At 47.1% G+C, this 16,260-nt stretch carries 16 protein-coding genes and 1 pseudogene; 13 read left to right on the top strand and 4 right to left on the bottom strand.

Annotated elements, in window-relative coordinates; all coding sequences use genetic code 11:
* Positions 1–108: 108 nt before the first annotated feature.
* The 5 genes from E6W40_RS05530 (at position 109) to E6W40_RS05550 (ending at position 4,573) form a co-directional block, all read left to right on the top strand.
* Positions 109–654, top strand: coding sequence for an RNA polymerase sigma factor (locus tag E6W40_RS05530; RefSeq protein ID WP_246072884.1), 546 nt, complete (start codon positions 109–111; stop codon positions 652–654).
* Positions 630–986 (top strand): DUF2776 domain-containing protein, encoded by a 357-nt coding sequence (locus E6W40_RS05535; RefSeq protein ID WP_136604572.1) that lies wholly within the window; start codon positions 630–632, stop codon positions 984–986. Before E6W40_RS05530 ends, E6W40_RS05535 begins: the two co-directional genes overlap by 25 nt.
* Positions 964–3,240 carry a carboxypeptidase regulatory-like domain-containing protein gene (locus E6W40_RS05540; RefSeq protein WP_136604573.1) on the top strand — a complete coding sequence of 759 codons (2,277 nt, stop codon included), beginning with the start codon at positions 964–966 and terminating at the stop codon, positions 3,238–3,240. Before E6W40_RS05535 ends, E6W40_RS05540 begins: the two co-directional genes overlap by 23 nt.
* A gap of 131 nt (positions 3,241–3,371) precedes the next feature.
* On the top strand, positions 3,372–4,004 hold the full coding sequence (locus E6W40_RS05545; protein WP_168928831.1) for an SGNH/GDSL hydrolase family protein: 633 nt from the start codon (positions 3,372–3,374) through the stop codon (positions 4,002–4,004).
* A 110-nt stretch (positions 4,005–4,114) separates the two neighbouring features.
* On the top strand, positions 4,115–4,573 hold the full coding sequence (locus E6W40_RS05550; RefSeq protein ID WP_136604574.1) for a hypothetical protein: 459 nt from the start codon (positions 4,115–4,117) through the stop codon (positions 4,571–4,573).
* 19 nt (positions 4,574–4,592) lie between these two features.
* Here the strand turns inward: E6W40_RS05550 and E6W40_RS05555 are convergent, their stop codons facing one another.
* Complete coding sequence (locus E6W40_RS05555; protein WP_136604575.1) at positions 4,593–5,258, bottom strand: tetratricopeptide repeat protein; 666 nt, start codon at positions 5,256–5,258, stop codon at positions 4,593–4,595.
* A 54-nt stretch (positions 5,259–5,312) separates the two neighbouring features.
* Complete coding sequence (locus E6W40_RS05560; RefSeq protein ID WP_136604576.1) at positions 5,313–7,298, bottom strand: GTP-binding protein; 1,986 nt, start codon at positions 7,296–7,298, stop codon at positions 5,313–5,315.
* A 375-nt stretch (positions 7,299–7,673) separates the two neighbouring features.
* Between E6W40_RS05560 and E6W40_RS05565 the strand changes: the two are divergent.
* The 6 genes and pseudogenes from E6W40_RS05565 (at position 7,674) to E6W40_RS05585 (ending at position 12,077) form a co-directional block, all read left to right on the top strand.
* A pseudogene (locus E6W40_RS05565) lies at positions 7,674–9,345 on the top strand (glycoside hydrolase family 13 protein).
* Positions 9,346–9,475: 130 nt separating this feature from the next.
* A complete protein-coding gene (locus tag E6W40_RS05570; protein WP_136604577.1) occupies positions 9,476–10,066 on the top strand; it encodes an HD domain-containing protein in 591 nt (196 codons plus the stop codon).
* A gap of 154 nt (positions 10,067–10,220) precedes the next feature.
* Complete coding sequence (locus E6W40_RS05575; protein ID WP_136606845.1) at positions 10,221–10,439, top strand: helix-turn-helix domain-containing protein; 219 nt, start codon at positions 10,221–10,223, stop codon at positions 10,437–10,439.
* Between the two features lie 217 nt (positions 10,440–10,656).
* Positions 10,657–11,469, top strand: a complete 813-nt coding sequence (locus E6W40_RS05580; protein WP_168928832.1) for a glycoside hydrolase family 25 protein — start codon at positions 10,657–10,659, stop codon at positions 11,467–11,469.
* Positions 11,470–11,587: 118 nt separating this feature from the next.
* Complete coding sequence (locus tag E6W40_RS29705; RefSeq protein ID WP_211146970.1) at positions 11,588–11,698, top strand: YjcZ family sporulation protein; 111 nt, start codon at positions 11,588–11,590, stop codon at positions 11,696–11,698.
* Between the two features lie 136 nt (positions 11,699–11,834).
* Positions 11,835–12,077, top strand: coding sequence for a hypothetical protein (locus E6W40_RS05585; RefSeq protein WP_411831882.1), 243 nt, complete (start codon positions 11,835–11,837; stop codon positions 12,075–12,077).
* 136 nt (positions 12,078–12,213) lie between these two features.
* On the opposite strand, the gene E6W40_RS05590 is transcribed toward E6W40_RS05585, so the two are convergent.
* Together E6W40_RS05590 and E6W40_RS05595 are read right to left on the bottom strand one after the other, a co-directional pair.
* Positions 12,214–12,540 (bottom strand): SPW repeat protein, encoded by a 327-nt coding sequence (locus E6W40_RS05590; protein WP_136604579.1) that lies wholly within the window; start codon positions 12,538–12,540, stop codon positions 12,214–12,216.
* Between the two features lie 679 nt (positions 12,541–13,219).
* Positions 13,220–13,813: a hypothetical protein gene (locus tag E6W40_RS05595; RefSeq protein WP_168928833.1), complete on the bottom strand. Its 594-nt coding sequence runs from the start codon at positions 13,811–13,813 to the stop codon at positions 13,220–13,222.
* A gap of 376 nt (positions 13,814–14,189) precedes the next feature.
* On the opposite strand from E6W40_RS05595, the gene E6W40_RS05600 reads away from it, so the two are divergent.
* Together E6W40_RS05600 and E6W40_RS05605 are read left to right on the top strand one after the other, a co-directional pair.
* Positions 14,190–15,746, top strand: coding sequence for an FAD-dependent oxidoreductase (locus tag E6W40_RS05600; RefSeq protein ID WP_136604581.1), 1,557 nt, complete (start codon positions 14,190–14,192; stop codon positions 15,744–15,746).
* Positions 15,747–15,854: 108 nt separating this feature from the next.
* Positions 15,855–16,202, top strand: coding sequence for a WGxxGxxG family protein (locus E6W40_RS05605; RefSeq protein ID WP_136604582.1), 348 nt, complete (start codon positions 15,855–15,857; stop codon positions 16,200–16,202).
* The last annotated feature ends 58 nt before the right edge of the window (positions 16,203–16,260 follow it).

The following is a 16,260-nucleotide window of genomic DNA, read 5'->3' on the forward strand; positions in this document are numbered from 1 at the left end:
TTCCTAAAGGAAGCTGTTTTTTTATTTTTATCAAAAATGCAACCAAACGGCGTTTGGACGCATCATTATAGCAGGGGGGAGGAAGGCGGACTGGATATCTTACCTGGATTGAAACAAAAAGATGGGGAAGCGCTTGGGCTGCTCATGGGGATGTATGGAGATGATCTGCTGCGTACTGCGTATTTACTGCTCCGGGACCGGCATGAAGCAGAAGAAGCCGTACAGGACAGCTTTATCCTTGCTTTTGAACGGATCGGGCAGCTGCGGGATGATACGAAGCTGAAAAGCTGGCTGATCCGTATTGTCGTGAACCGCTGCCGCATGAGACAGAGAACCTGGAGCTTCAGGAGTTTATTCCCATCGGCCCATATGGAGAGGTGGCTGGCAAAGGAAGAGCAGCCGAGTCCCGAAGAACAGCTTATGCAGGAGTTGAGAAATGGAAGCCTTACCAAGGCCATACATAGTTTGAGCTATATTTACCGGGAAGTGATTACGCTTCATTATTTTCAGGAAATGAGCGTTGCAGAAATGGCGGATCATTTACAGCTTAACAGCAATACCATCAAAGCCAGACTGGCCCGGGGGCGGCATTATCTTAGACAGACGCTGGAGAAGGAGGGGGATTTCGATTGGATCAAGAGCAGTCAATATTAAAACAGGAGCTGGACCGGGAGCTCTCCGATTTGAAGTTCAGTAAACAGGCGGAAGTGATCAGAACAACACATCCAACGACTCTGCGCGGCCGTCTGCGAGCCATATGGAATAAAGAACTGGAGCTGCCGGTGATCCCGCTTGGTACGGCTTTTGCGCTTCTGTTTACGGCAGCATTTCTATATCACGGGGGACGACAGCCCAAATCACATCCTGAACCCATACCCGGCGGAACGCCGGAGCAGCGGGTGTTGATCGAGGCGGGAGGAAGTATTTATTGGAAGGACGAAATCGAAAGGAGATTGTCCCAACATGAAAATCCGAATCAAGGTTAAACATCTGGTGTACATTCTGGGTCTGCTCACTGTTCTTGTTATTGCTTTTAATGTCGGTGCCCTACCTAGCCATAAGCTGGCTGAAGCAGAACAGGGAGCTGTGCAGGCTGAGTCAAAAGAACAGGTGCTGAATAAGATCGACACAGCAAAGCCGGATAACAAGCTGAAGCTGATCGAGGAATATATGCTCAAAGAAAGTGATACCGTTCTGGCTCATGCATATGAGGCCTATATCGGCTCAAGCGGCTCCATGTTTAGTGGATCTATGGAACTTCGAACCAAGCCAGCCTTTAGTTTGAAGGATAAGGTTCCATACTTGGAGCAGTATGTGAAGGACGGCCGCTCGGATCAAAATGTCGGAAAAGCCGCTGAACTGCTGGCCTATTTTTACGAAGGTTCCGAACAGTGGGAGGAAGCATCGCAAATACTGGCTGATGCCTTGAAGAAGCTGCATTTTACGGAATACAGTTATGCGCGACAGGAGCTAATATTCATGAAGGCAAAGCTGGCGGCAGATCAGAAAAAGTACGGAGAACTGGTTCGACTGTGTGAGGAGTTGACGCAAGGGAATAAGAACCCGACCAATCTCGATTTAAACATCCGAATTTCCAATTTGCTGGCGCAGTATGCCATTGCTGAAGGTAAAGTGCCTGAAGAGCTGAAACGAATTCAGGCAGAGATGAAGAAACAGAAGGAGCTCAACGAAGGAGATCAACGGGCAGTCCAATTGCAAATGGATCAGCTTCAGATGATCGAGGACCGTTTGAAAAAGATGGATTCTATCGGCTTGGAGGGAATGACAGACGTGTCTGGTACGATTACCAAATCCGATGGAGAGCCGGTAGCTTATGCTGGTGTTTTCCTGCGGAGGCAGGACGATCTTTACCACAGCATTAGGGAGAATGAACCCTATCAGACAATGACCAATGAAAAAGGAGAATACTCGTTTAAAGGAGTTGTTCCAGGCAGCTATAAGCTGTCCCTCGGTTTGGATCTGAATCAAATCAGCGGATGGACCTGGCCTGTATCAGGAGATGCCGACTGGATTGATCTGAGAGGTCAACAATCATTGGTGCAGGATGTCGTATTCCAGCCGCTGATGAAGCTGAAATCACCTGTTAACGAAGCCGTTGTGAAAGGGAAAAAGCTCACCTTTGAGTGGGAGCCTGTCGCGGGGGCTGCTTATTATAATTTGAACCTAGGTTTGAAATTGCAAGGCGGGTCCTCAAGCAGATCGATCATGCAGGGTATTCACAGTTCCCGCATAGAGATTGCCGCAGAGGAGCTGTACTATGAGATGTCGGGTATTTCCTCATCTTCCAATGGATCTGAAGAAGAAAAGCTTGACCCTTTATCCTTACTCGGGTACGCGAACACCGACAATCAGTTTATGTGGAGTGTCGAGGCCTACACTGCGAACGGTGAACTGCTGACCCGAAGCGACGGATACCGTCTGGGCAATGATTTGACGGGCCAGCTTCCTTTCTTCTACTTGAAGGAACGGACAATGACGGATGCTGACCGTGCTCTGCTGGCAGGTCACATGGAGGATGCGGATGCCAAATATAAAGCCGCATTCCGGAGAAATCCGGAGGATGCTCATAGTTTGAAAATGATGTTTACGTTGCTGGAAGGCAAATTGATGCTGATGCATGGAGAAGATGCGAATACCGAAGCGAAAATGGCCATTGAAGAGGAGCAGATAGGGCTGTTGAACCAGCTGGTAAAACTTCATCCTACGGCTGATTATTATAGCCGGTTGGCTGATTATTATCAGAAGCAGGAGAACTGGAATGAATATAACCGCTATTATGCGCTTGCCGGATCATTGAGCAGGATTACAGACACCAGTTATACGGATGCGACCCATGCCATAGCCCTAATGAAACAAGGGAAATGGGATGGGGCAGAAAATTATTTTGAACAATCGCTAGAGAATGACAAAAGCCACCGCTTCGTCGGCGTTTATATGGCTCTGGGTCTGTACCGTGGCGGTTCATTGGATCAAGCAATACAGGCGGCAGCAAAGTATCCTGATCGGATGATGTATAACAATCCAGTCCATTGGGAGGATTTGCTGCTTGAGATGAAGAGCGAATCCAAAGATGTTATTGATTATAACCGCATGCTGCGGGAGAAGATCGGACTTTATATCCAGGGCAAGAACCAAGAACTGTTGCAGTGGCAACCGTCAGCTGGCACACATGATACAGCCATGAAGAAATTTATTGATGCACTGCTGATGGTGGGTTGAATCCGGGCTTAGGCATATACTGAATTTCACAGCTCTCTAACTCCACCCTGAGATTTGTCCCTTTCATTTTCCTGAATTGATTCATACACTGCTATGGATGAGTAAAGGAAAACTGAGAGGAGGCGAAGGTTGTGGCGATCCCATACACGGCAGTCGGTGACTCGCTGACGGTTGGATTTGGCGCCATGCCGGGAAATGGTTTTGTTCCAGTCTACCGGGGCATGGCGGAACGGAGAGTCGGAGAGTTTGTATCATATGAGAACCTGGGAATTAACGGGCTGACTTCTTCCGAGTTGTACGCAAATATGAAGCGCAGCTCTCAGTTTCGCAACTCACTGAAGGAAGCCCAAATCATTACGATCTCTATAGGGGGCAATGATCTGATTCGGGCTGCGAAAAGCGCATCTTCCCAAAATATCGCTCAACATTTTAACAAAGCGTTATCGCAGTGCCAATCCAATTTCTCCGGAATTATGCAGACACTTAACCAACTCAAATCAGGCAGCAGAACTCCTTATATCGTGAGGGCTGTAGGCTTGTACAATCCCTTCCCGCAGGTGGATGCTGCCACACAATGGGTTCAACAATTTAACCGCTATATTAACGGAAATTGGGGTGGGAGCTACGCGGCGGCGGAAATTTTCTCGGCTTTCTACGGCCGTGAGCATGAGCTGCTGTCTTTCGACCATCTTCATCCGAATGGCAGAGGATACAAGGTCATTGCAGAACAGCTCAACCGGCTCGGATATTACCCGCTGGCCTAAATGATACATTTTGGAGAAGAACAAACAAAACAGACCTGCAGAGGTCTGTTTTTTGTATAATGTAATGGAAAATATTTCATTATACAACTGACTGCAAAGGAGGCGACAGATTGAAAAGGGCTTTCTTTATTACAGGTCTGATATTGGTGCTTGCAGGGCTGATGTTCTTTTTTGGAGTAGATCGCAACGTGGTCAAAATAAACAAATCTTTTGAAGGCTTCAATTACATGGTTGATGGCCCGAAGGCTTCCGCTGCATCCCGGATCGAATTGCAAGGCGTTTACTATAAACATGAGAGAGCATATGAGGGACGATTGATCATCAATGATACCATCTATGAAAAATGTATGATCATATCAGGGATATCCGCCATTTATTATGTAAAAGAAAAGAGAAATATACTGGGACAAGTCTTTTTTGACGAAGACATGCAGCATATCTCTCTTAAAATGCCCCTTCCGGTAAGCTTGACGACGGAAAGGAAATTCTATCAGGTTATCAGCGCCCCCGCCGGATCGCAGGCTGAAGCGGCTGATGTTTATCACAGGCTGCAGCAAACAGCCCGATAATCAGCCGACTGCGTTGGAGTTATTTTTTCATCATGCTAAGAACGGCCCATTTCCGCTCCTGACGCTTTTTATATTTTGGTAGTGAGCGGTAGATATTTATCGATTCCTGAAATGCTGCAAGGGCTTCTTCCTTGCGGTCGAGATCCTTGTACATCATGCCAAGCAGGTAATAGCCTTCGCAGGAAGAGGATTGAATCTCCTGGAAACGATGCACATAATCCACTGCTTTGTCGCGGTCACTGTTCTTATACACATCTGCCAGGCGCAAGTAAGGTCGTCCATATTTAACCCGGGGATTCAACTCAAGTGCTTTGAGAACATAATTTTCGCCTTTTTGAGTATTGCCCTGTCTCAAATACACGGTTCCCAGGTCATCCCAGAATTCGGCGGAATCCTCGGATTGTGCTTCTATGGACTCCAGCAGCTTCATCGCTTCGGCATCCTTTTTGCGGTCGATCAGAAGTCTTGCGAGCTCATGCTTTGATGAGATATCGTTTGGATTCATGCTGATCTGGGTGCGCAGTCTGGAGCTTTGCCCCATTCGTTTAAACGGCTTGGTTAAGCTTGGGAATACGCCGACAAAACGCCGGTCCAATAAATAAACGATTACTAATATGACGAGTATGGCCAGGAAAGGGTTTCCCAGCAGTCGCCATAACAGAAAAAATCCGAAAATCTTCCCCATTGATGCCCTCCTGTAATCATGTTCTCTTTTATTTATTAAATAGAAAATATTAAACTATGTTGATAATGCACTGCGGACACTAAGTATATATTTGGATTGGTCAAGCGGATTCACGCCGTGACGCTTCCTCTTCGTATGAACATCCGGCGGACATTCCTGATACCCGGAGAATGAGGAAGCCATCACACCCCTGCCGCCGGTCATGGAACGGAGTCTTACCGGATATTCCAGTGAAGTGGCCGCAGGGATGATACCTTCGATCATACATCTTCCATGCATGATTGAAGGGGCTTCAAATTCGGCTCTCATCAGTATCAGCTCACTTAATATTTTTCCGCCGAATTCCTCCGGTACGGTAATGCGGAAATGGAGCATGGGCTCAAGCAGCGTCGTTCCCGTGCTCGCCAGACCGTTCATGATGCCCATCGGCGTGGCAACGACAAAATCCAGTGGATGGGTATGCCACACATGATGTTCCCCCTCAATCAAGGTCACTTTCAGATCCGTGACTTCCCATCCCAGCAGTCCCTGCTGGAGTGCTTCGGGCACACGCCGCTGCACTTCGTTCTGATAGCTGGAAAGAAGATGCTCGCTTCGGACGACCGAGCTGTAGATCAGCCCGCTGCCCCGAGGCAAGGGTTCAATGGCAAAGCGCAGGATGGCCCAGCAAGGCTTCGGCATGGTATAGGCGATGAACCCCTGACCCTCTTGTGCCGGCGTTTCCTTGTAAATGACGGACGGCTGGCCAAAGTCTGCCTCCAGCCCGAATCGGCTTAGCAGCAGGCTCGACAGAATCTCCAGTTGAATGGCACCCATGACCTTGACATGCAGCTCACGTTCGGATGGAAGCCATTGCAAATCCAGAAGCGGGTCCTCCTCGGTAAGCTCTTGTAGAGCTTGCACCAGCTCCTGATAGCGCGACTGATCTTTTGCCTGAACCTGAACGGTCAGGAGGGGAACAGCCAAGGAAGGGGAAGGCGGTATGCCGGCTGAGCTTCCCAGAATGTCACCGATCTGTGACTGGCTGAGCCCATACACGGCAGCAATATCACCAGCGTACAGTTGACCCAGGTCGGTGTACTTTTGCCCGTTGATTTTACGGATTTGGATCACTTTTTCCTGAACATCGCGGGTGAGGTTCGTGATAGCATCCCTGTTTTTCAGAGATCCCCTGTACAAACGCACGAATGCTGTGCGTCCCATCAGCTTGTCACGCTCGATTTTAAATACGATGCCTGACAAATCCTCTGCGTCTCCTCCCGCCGGTGCAGGAAGATATTCCACAGCAGCATCCAATAGCTCTTGAATGCCCATCCCACGCTGAGATGAGCCAAAGCAAACCGGAAACAGTCTCGCCTCCCGGCTGAGAGCTTTTAGCTTTTCCTGAAGCTCTTGGGTTGGAATCTCTTCGCCGTCAATGATCCGATTCAGCAGCTCGTCATCCAAATCGGCAATCGTCTCCAGTATAAGACTGCGGGTTAAACCAAAGTCGTCTTCTTCATTCATGTCAGCATTCCATACCGGCGTAATTCCTACGAACTGCTCGCCTTCCCCTACAGGGACCTGTAAAGGTGCGATATGAACGGATAACAACCGTTTAATTTCCTGTATGACCTGAATGACGGAAACGCCAATACGGTCCATTTTATTGACATAAATTAATGTAGGAATACCCATGGTCCGTAAGGCATGCCATACCGTTTCGGTCTGGGATTGCACACCTTCCGCAGCGGAGATAATCAGGATTGCACCATCCATAACCCGCATGGAACGTTCAACTTCCGACAGAAAATCGACGTGGCCTGGTGTGTCTACCAAATTGATATGAATTCCGTTCCATACGAGGGATGTGGCCGCAGAGCGGACAGAGATTCCTCGTTCCCGTTCGACCTCCAGCGAGTCGGTCTGTGCAGTCCCCAGATCCACGCTTCCAAGCGATCGGATGGTTCCGCTCTCATACAGCATATGTTCTGTTGTTGTCGTCTTGCCTGCATCCACATGTGCGAAGATGCCTATATTTCTTAGTGATTTTGCTGTCATATGCTTATGTAACACTCCATTACTTTTTTTCGAGATTAATGAATTGAAAGTTTTAGGCGTGAGCAATTCTATAATCGCGAGAAAAACTTCCACCAAACGATTTTGTTGTGTATAACACAGGCAGAAGTTTTTCTTATTATATCATGTTGATTCAACCTGGGATGGAGTATCCGGTTCATATCACAAGAAATAGTCCACATAGAACTATAGTCTATGTTGTTAAAATATGCCATGTTTTATTTCATTCTAACAGGATCAGGTTTATATTTTCCCCCTTAAACGTTAATATCGTTTATCGTTTTTAAGAGATAGCGGGCGTAGTATGAAAGGGGGAATCAAACGGAAAGTACTTCTTAGGAGAGAGGAGCAGTTATCATGGAACAAGCCTTTTGGAAAGAAGCAGTTGTGTATCAAATATATCCTCGCAGCTTCAAGGACTGTAATGGTGACGGCATTGGGGATCTTCAAGGCATTCACTCGAAACTGGATTATTTAAAGGAATTAGGCGTAGACGTAATCTGGTTGTCTCCCGTATATAAATCCCCTAATGATGATAACGGATACGATATCAGTGATTACTATGACATTATGGATGAGTTTGGAACAGTTCAGGATTGGGAGGAGCTGCTTGAAGGTCTGCATAACCGTGATATGAAGCTGATGATGGACCTGGTGGTCAATCACTCCTCGGACGAGCATGCGTGGTTCATGGAGTCCCGTTCGTCGAAGGACAATCCTTACCGCGATTACTACATCTGGCGTCCCGGCCACGAAGACGGAACCGCACCAAACAACTGGACCTCCTTTTTCAGCGGTTCGGCATGGCAGTATGACGATACGACTGCGGAGTACTATCTGCATCTGTTCACGAAAAAGCAGCCGGATCTGAACTGGGAAAATCCCAAGCTGCGCCAGTCCATTTACGACATGATGACATTTTGGCTGGATAAAGGTGTAGACGGTTTTCGGATGGACGTGATCAATCTGATCTCGAAGGTTCCGGGACTTCCGGATGACGGAAAAGAAGGACTCAGTGACGGCAGCCCTTATTATATGAATGGACCGCGTATCCATGAATTTTTGCGGGAAATGAATGAGCAGGTTCTGTCCAAATACGAAGTCATGACTGTTGGTGAGGCGCCGGGAGCCACTGTGGAAGAAGCAATCAAATATACCGGGAAAGATCGTCACGAGCTGCAAATGGTATTTCAGTTCGAGCATATGGACGTAGACTCGGGAGCAGAGGGCAAATGGGATTTGGTACCTTGGACGCTGCCGAAGCTGCGCGAGGTTTTGCATAAATGGCAGACAGGCCTGGCAGAGGATGGCTGGAACAGCCTTTATCTGAACAATCATGACCAGCCTCGGATGGTATCCCGATTCGGTAATGATAAGGAATATCGTGGTGAGTCGGCAAAAATGCTGGCTACTTTGCTTCATACGCTGAAGGGAACCCCGTATATTTATCAGGGTGAAGAGCTGGGCATGACGAATGTGAAGTTCACCAGTATTGAAGAATACCGGGATGTGGAAATTCATAATATGTACAACGAAAAGGTCGTGCAGGGCGGAGCCGATCCAGGCACCATTATGCAGGCGATCGAAACCAAGGGCCGTGATAATGCCCGTACCCCGATGCAATGGAACACGGAAGCCAATGCAGGGTTTACGACAGGAACCCCTTGGATCGATGTGAACCCGAATTACACCGAGATCAACGCCGAAGCTGCCGTTGCCGATCCCGAGTCCATTTTCCACTATTACCGCAAGCTGATTGCCCCGCCGCAAACTGAATCCGGTTATGGTGTACGGAGATTACGAGCTGATCATGCAGGATCATGAGCAAATTTATGCTTACACACGTACGCTGAATCAGGAAAAATGGCTGATTGTTCTGAATTTTTCGGGTGAACCGGTTATGCTTGATCTTCCGGATGGCCTCCGTACAGAGGGTGGCAGAATGATCATTACCAACTATCCTGAAGATGGAACGAATGCCGCTGAACTCCGTCCGTACGAAGCAAGAGTATACGGCTTAAAAGTATAGAAACAGGAAAAAATGCTGCATCCCTCTGAGGATTGCGGCATCTTTTTTTGCGCCCTGGAGACCTGCTTGGCTATACTTAATATGAAGTTTTTTTTGTTTTTTGCGATTAAATGCGGGAGGAGAAAAAGACATGAATGAACGATTAAGCCGTCAAATCGAGTTTATCCGGGAGATGGACAGGCTGAAAACTATTTTCCGGCAAACTTATCTGATGGATGCGTCCCGGCATGAGAATGATGCGGAGCATTCCTGGCATATTACCCTGATGGCCTGGCTGCTCGAGGAGCATCTGGAAGAGAAAAAGGTGAACCTTCCCCGAGTGATGAAAATGCTGCTCATCCATGATGTGGTTGAGATTGATGCCGGTGATACGTTTGCTTACGATACAATGGGGCAGGAGGGCAAGTTTGAGAGGGAACGGCTTGCAGCCGAACGGATTTTTGGTCTTTTGCCGCCAGATCAGTTCGATGAAATGATGGAGCTATGGCTGGAATTCGAGCAGCGGGAAACAATGGAATCAAGTTATGCCGCGGCCATGGACCGAATCCAGCCCCTACTTCACAATTATTACACACAGGGAAAAGCATGGCAGGCGCATGGAGTGACCTGTGACCGGGTGCTCGGCCGAATCCGTTTCTTGGAGACGGAGCTGCCGGATGTTTATACGCTTGTTTCCGGATTGATTCATGATGCGGTTGACAAGGGATATTTACTACCTTAGCGAGCTCAAAAGAGAGCCTAACTGACTATATAATAATTTTCAATAAGGGAATTATATTTATTTCCCATGATAAACAAGGGTATTTAGAACTATTTGTATAATTGGGATGAAAAGAAGCAGGCCATCCGCCGATAAATTAGTTGAGGTGATACGGATGGCCAAAAAGGGACAGACTTTCTGCTCTTACAGTTTGGATACCAAGAAGAGGGCTGTGGACATGCGTCTTCAAGGGATGACCAAAAAGGAAGTGGCCGAAGCGTTGGGAATTGCTGATATCGGCCGTTTAAAGGTATGGATGAGAAAATACCGAGAGCTGGGGGATTCCGGATTAATAGACCAGCGGGGACGTTCCAAAGAAACGCTTCATGTTTAAGCATTGCAATGATGATAAGCCTGAATACTATGAAGGGAAGGAAGCCTGTTAGTAGGGCTTCTTTTTTCTATAGGACGATAACCGGTACCAAGCGCATATTTTTGATGAAGCAGGGAGGATCGTCCATGCAGCACTGCTACCCATATACATAATTATAGTTGTGAGGATAATCAAAACCTGATGCAGTTTAAAAGGTTACAACATGGAGGTGGCTGCTGTGCAAAGCCGAAGCGATAATCATGCCAAAGGTATTGATGTATCTCATTGGCAGGGAGTGATCGACTGGAAGCAAGTCAAGAATGCAGGCTATTCCTTTGTGTTTATGAAAGCAACCGAAGGAACGAAGCTGGTGGATGACCGATTCAGGGTAAACGCTCAAGGCGCCAGATCGGCAGGGATGCTGACGGGAGCATACCATTTAACACGGGCTAAGAAGCCTGATGATGTCAAGGTAGAGCTGGAGCATTTCGTACAGGTTGTCGAAAGTGCTGGAGGTTTGGACGCATACAAGCTGCCATTTGTGCTGGATATTGAGACGAAGGAAGGCGGGGCGCGCGCGAATATTTCGGCAATCGTACATGAATGGATCAAGCAATTTAAGCTGCGGACAGGCCGAACGCTCATGATGTATACCTTTCACAGCTTTATAGACAGTTCACTCGACAGTACATTCGGAAGTGTTCCGTTATGGTATGCCTACTACAACAGTGGTACCCCGGCCAATAAAGGCGGTTGGACTGCATGGGAGTTTGTTCAATACACGAATAAGGGCCGGGTTCCCGGTATTAGCGGCAATGTGGATTTGGATGAATATAAAGGAAGTGAGGCAGAACTTATGGCTGCATATAACTCTCCTCAGCCTGAGTCACAGCCGAAAATTCCTGCTTGGAAAGAGGCGGGAAGACAGTGGCTGATTGATTATGCGGGAATCAGCACGGACTGGAAGGCTGACGATCAACTGGATATTGGCACACTTGGGGCAATTTTGTCCAAATATACGGAGGCTGTTGTTAACAAGAAGAATGAATAAGACAGGCTGATGCTCATGAAAATAGGCGCCTTTTTAAACATGAAATGGGGAGGAGTCTATGCCAAATGTCCCGGGATCCACATATTTTAGAGTATGTTACAAGGAAGGAGGGAATGGAATGAGCGGAGTTGTTGGCGGAGTTGGTTGTTTTAATCCTTTCGCTTCTACAGGTGCCATTTTGGTTCTCTTTATATTGCTGGTTATTATCACGCGTTCTTTCTGGTTGTAATCAATTAGATACTCCCATAGATCGCAGCTTTCCCGAAATCGCCTGCCCGCGTCATAATTCTGCGGCAGGCGGTTTTTCTTGTTCTGCTGATTCATTTCATCATGAAGGGGTATTCTTATCCAAGAGGTGAAACAACATGGAAAAGAAGGAACCTGTCCACGAACCGGTAAACCGTCCGGAAGAGCATGAACAGAAGGATATGGATCACCCTGAGCAATACTTAACGGAAAAAGAAAGTTTGTTTGACCGTTTTGAAAGTGAACGCAACGTGGACCCTATTCCGGTTGAAGAATTGAATGAGAAGGTTAAGGACGAGCGCAATAAGGATCATACCAAAGATACATCGTCCACTGAAAAAAAATATAGCGCCGATTATTAATTGAAAAAAGGGAGATTCCGTCTTCAAGACCGGAATCTCCCTTTTTACTGTGAAACTTACGCGGTACACAGGTGAATGGACGCCCCTGTTGGCTAACAGCAACTATACCCCTTACTAAGAAAGGCGACCCTGACCGTTAATCCTTTGCAGATAAGGTAATCAAATTCAGGAGAACAGTTACTCCGCCCAAAATGATACTGCTCCACATTACATTGGATTCGACGGTATAAACAAACGGAAAAACGATAAACCAAACGCCGGCGAGCAGTGAAATCCAGTTTTGCCACGAGCCCCAGCCCGACCCGGAAAAAGCCCATAACGATACAATTAGCTGAACTGCTCCCACAATGACACTCGTCCATAAAGCTCCCTTGTCATCTGAGTACCCTGTAATCCAGGGCGCCATAATAAACCAGATACCGATTAATGCGACAATGGTATTATCGACGCTTCTTAACTTCATCCACACACCTCCGTTTAAAATCAATGCCAACATGAGGGTACGTAAAAATCATATGCGATAAAATAGGGATCATTACAAGAATATGTAAATGTGGACATGATATACATCCAAAAAGCGACTTAAATTAACGATTATACATTAGATCGGATGTTGTAAACTCCTGTTATGGATCATAATTTTGACTTATCCAGGCAAAAAAGAAGGCAGATAAGCGCTGCCTTCGGATGATTCCTAAGATCTTGAGCGACTGTTTACGCCTCTGGGTCCGCCGCCGTGATGACCAGGCCCTCCTGGACCGTGTCCGCCATGATATCCACCTGGATAATTAAAGTACCACCAATGGGTAAGGAGAGGGGTAAGGGTACGGATAATAAGGATATGGATAAGGGGGAGGATAGAAAGAAGAGGACGGGCTGTATGGATTGTAAGACATTCGTTGGACGGAATACATTTTTAACAAAAATTAATGCGGGAATAAGGAATCTTTCATGTTTCATTAGGCTTGGTTCTGTATATTTATATGTATAACCCCCTTTGATATAAATGTACGGATTTGACCCTGCCGATGAGGAATCCGCAGGGTTCTTTTTTATACCTGTCTTCCCGTTATACAGAAGAATCGTTTCGCTAAATGGGAAAACGGATACACCCCAATGGGACGTATCCGTTTGTTCATCTGCTATTTTTGATATGCTCTCAATTTTAATTGGTCTCTGTGGAGAAGCGACTTGTATAGATGCGGATGGATTTTGTACCAGGTTGCATGCTTGAAGATAACGGTATAGTTTTCCACAGGGATCTTCAAAATGTCCTGTCCTTTTTGCCAATCCGCACGGCTAATCGCAATTCTGACCAGTTCTTTAATGACAGGTTTCCCGTTTGCTGGCTCCGGATTACCAAGCAGGCAAACTTCCACCGTGCCAATCCCTTTGTTCTCAAACAGCATTCCGCTATAAGCCAATAGCGTTCCAGCTGCGTCCGACATCAATTGATCCGGATCTGTAATTTCATGATTCAGGTTCACGGTTACCGTTTTGTTGTTGGCTCCCTGGAGCTGTATGTCCTTGGATTGATTCATTCCGATGACTCCATCGCCGGATATGCCGGCGAGAACAAGCTTAACGCTCTCGCGGGTGACTTCAGCATTGGACCAGACATCCTTTTTCTGCGCAACGTTAACCTTGGCCGGCTCAGAATTACGTGAACAGGAAGCCAGCAGGAAACATGCGGCTATCATCATGCATATAACCTTAAAAGGCGATCTGGGCTGCAACTTCATCCCCCTTTCTTTAAAGCATGATATAAAAAAGTCTATCAGAACCCAAACAAGAATGGAATACATAAACCATTTATGACAAATTAGACAAAATACCGTTACAAAATTTTAAACTCTATGATCTACTACTGCCAGAAGGAGTTATTATGAAGAGACAATCATATTGTGGAGAATATATTCAATTTCGTATAAAATGGTGTACATATCCTCCAGATAATCATATAATACCAATAACACTTAAGGAGTATGCTAATTTATCATGCTCTAAACGACGAATTTATAGAACTGTTTTCGCATTTTTGTAAGCGTTTAACTAGGAGACATTATTAAATATTTCATTATTGGATTGAAAATGGGACAGGAGTGATGAACCATGTTTGATTTGATCATATTCGGCGGTGGACTGGGAGGCTGTGCAGCAGCTATGGCTGCCTGCTCGAAAGGGCTTAAGGTGCTCATGACGGAAGAAACGGATTGGATCGGTGGACAGAGCACCTCCCAAGCCGTGCCTCCGGATGAGCATCCATGGATAGAGGAGTTTGGCTGCACGGCGAGATACCGTCAATACCGCGATGAAATTCGTACATATTATTTGAAAAATATGCCGGTTGCCGGTGCAGTAAGCAGGAAAGGCTTCAATCCTGGAGGGGCGATCGTAAGCAACATCTCGCATGATCCGCGGGTGTCCGTGCATGTCCTGAACGAAATGCTGAGTCCTTATTTGCTGACCGGAAGACTTTCCCTTTTGTTGGAAACCGCTGCCGTTTCGGTGACTAGAACGGAAAGGTCGCTCCAAAGTGCTGAATTGGTGTCTTTGAGAACCGGTGAGCGCATGACGGTAGAAGGAAGTTATTTTATCGATGCCACCGAAACGGGAGGTATACTGCCCATGGCTTCGATGGAATATGTCACAGGCTCTGAAAGCCGTGAAGAAACCGGTGAACCGCATGCGACAGAGAAGGCTGATCCGAATAATATTCAAGGCTTTACGTATGTACTCGCCTTTGAATATGACGAGAACGGAAGTCATGTGATTCCTAAACCTGAAATGTACGACTTCTGGAAGGAATATCAACCAGCCCATTGGCCTGATAAAATGCTTAGTTTGGTCGGTCCGCATCCGGTTACGCTGGAACGCCGGGAATATGCCTTGTTTGCGGATGGAAGCAAGTTCCCGCTGTGGAAATACCGCAGGGTGTATTCCAAGGATCAGTATGATGTCGCAGATGCCAATGAGGTTACACTGCTGAACTGGCCGCAAAACGATTATTTTATCGGGAATATTTACGAGATGTCTGAGGAGGACAAGAAGAAGCATCTGCATGGTGCACAGCAGCTAAGTCTCTCTCTTCTGTATTGGCTGCAGACAGAAGCGCCGAGACCGGATGGAGGCAGCGGGTACCCCGGACTACGGCTAAGAGGCGATGTGGTGGGAACGCCGACAGGCTTTGCCAAAGCGCCTTACATTCGCGAGTCCAGAAGGATCAAGGGTTTATACACGATTACAGAGCAGGATGTATCACCAGCCAGTCAGCCTGCCAGATCCGCTAAAAAGTATGAGGACCGGGTTGGTCTAGGATCTTACAGTATTGATCTTCATCCGAGCTTTACAGGCGTCAGCTATGTGGATATCCCAGCCCTGCCTTATCATATTCCGCTTGGAGCTCTCATTCCACGGGATATGGACAATGTGCTTGCCGGGAACAAAAACATTGGAACAACGCATATAACAAACGGCTGCTACCGCCTTCATCCGACGGAATGGAACATCGGCGAGGTATGCGGAGAACTGGCGGCCTACTGTATTCAGCATGACCGGAAGCCAGCGGAGGTCAGGGGAAATACGAATGCTTTGTATGATTTCCAGCGAACCCTTCGTGAGGCAGGCGTACAGTTGGAATGGCCGAATGAATTTTATGAGCAACGCTAAGGAATAAGCACTTCAGATCTGCAGCCTCCCGGCGTATTTTGGGGAATGGCTGCTGTTTTTTTGCCCGGAGCCTTTTGCATAGGAAAAGAACTCTTGGGGAACCTTATCATGGAAAATAATTTTGCCGGAGGTGAAATGACCATGAGAAGAAAAGCTGCTGCGGTGCTGCTGCTGTCTGCAAGCATCTGCCTGACTCTGGCTGTACCCGCGTGGGCTGAAGGGGATTACAACATGCATCATCAGATGAACGATGTTAACCAGATGAATGATGTAAATCAGACTCATACCGTGACCGAAAATGTGAGAGATCTGAAGCATGATCTGAAACGGGACACCATCCGTACCAACTCCTTCGATGATACCGGGGTTAATCGAACGAACTGGGGCTTTCTCGGATTGTTCGGATTACTTGGCCTTGCCGGCTTGATGAAGCGGAGCCGGGATCCTAGACGCTGATTGGATTTACAATACTCTGCTAGAAAATGCAAAAAGGCAGCTCACAGCGCTTAACGCC

This window comes from Paenibacillus dokdonensis (genome assembly GCF_004916975.1).
Taxonomy (GTDB): Bacteria; Bacillota; Bacilli; order Paenibacillales; family Paenibacillaceae; genus Paenibacillus_AQ; species Paenibacillus_AQ dokdonensis.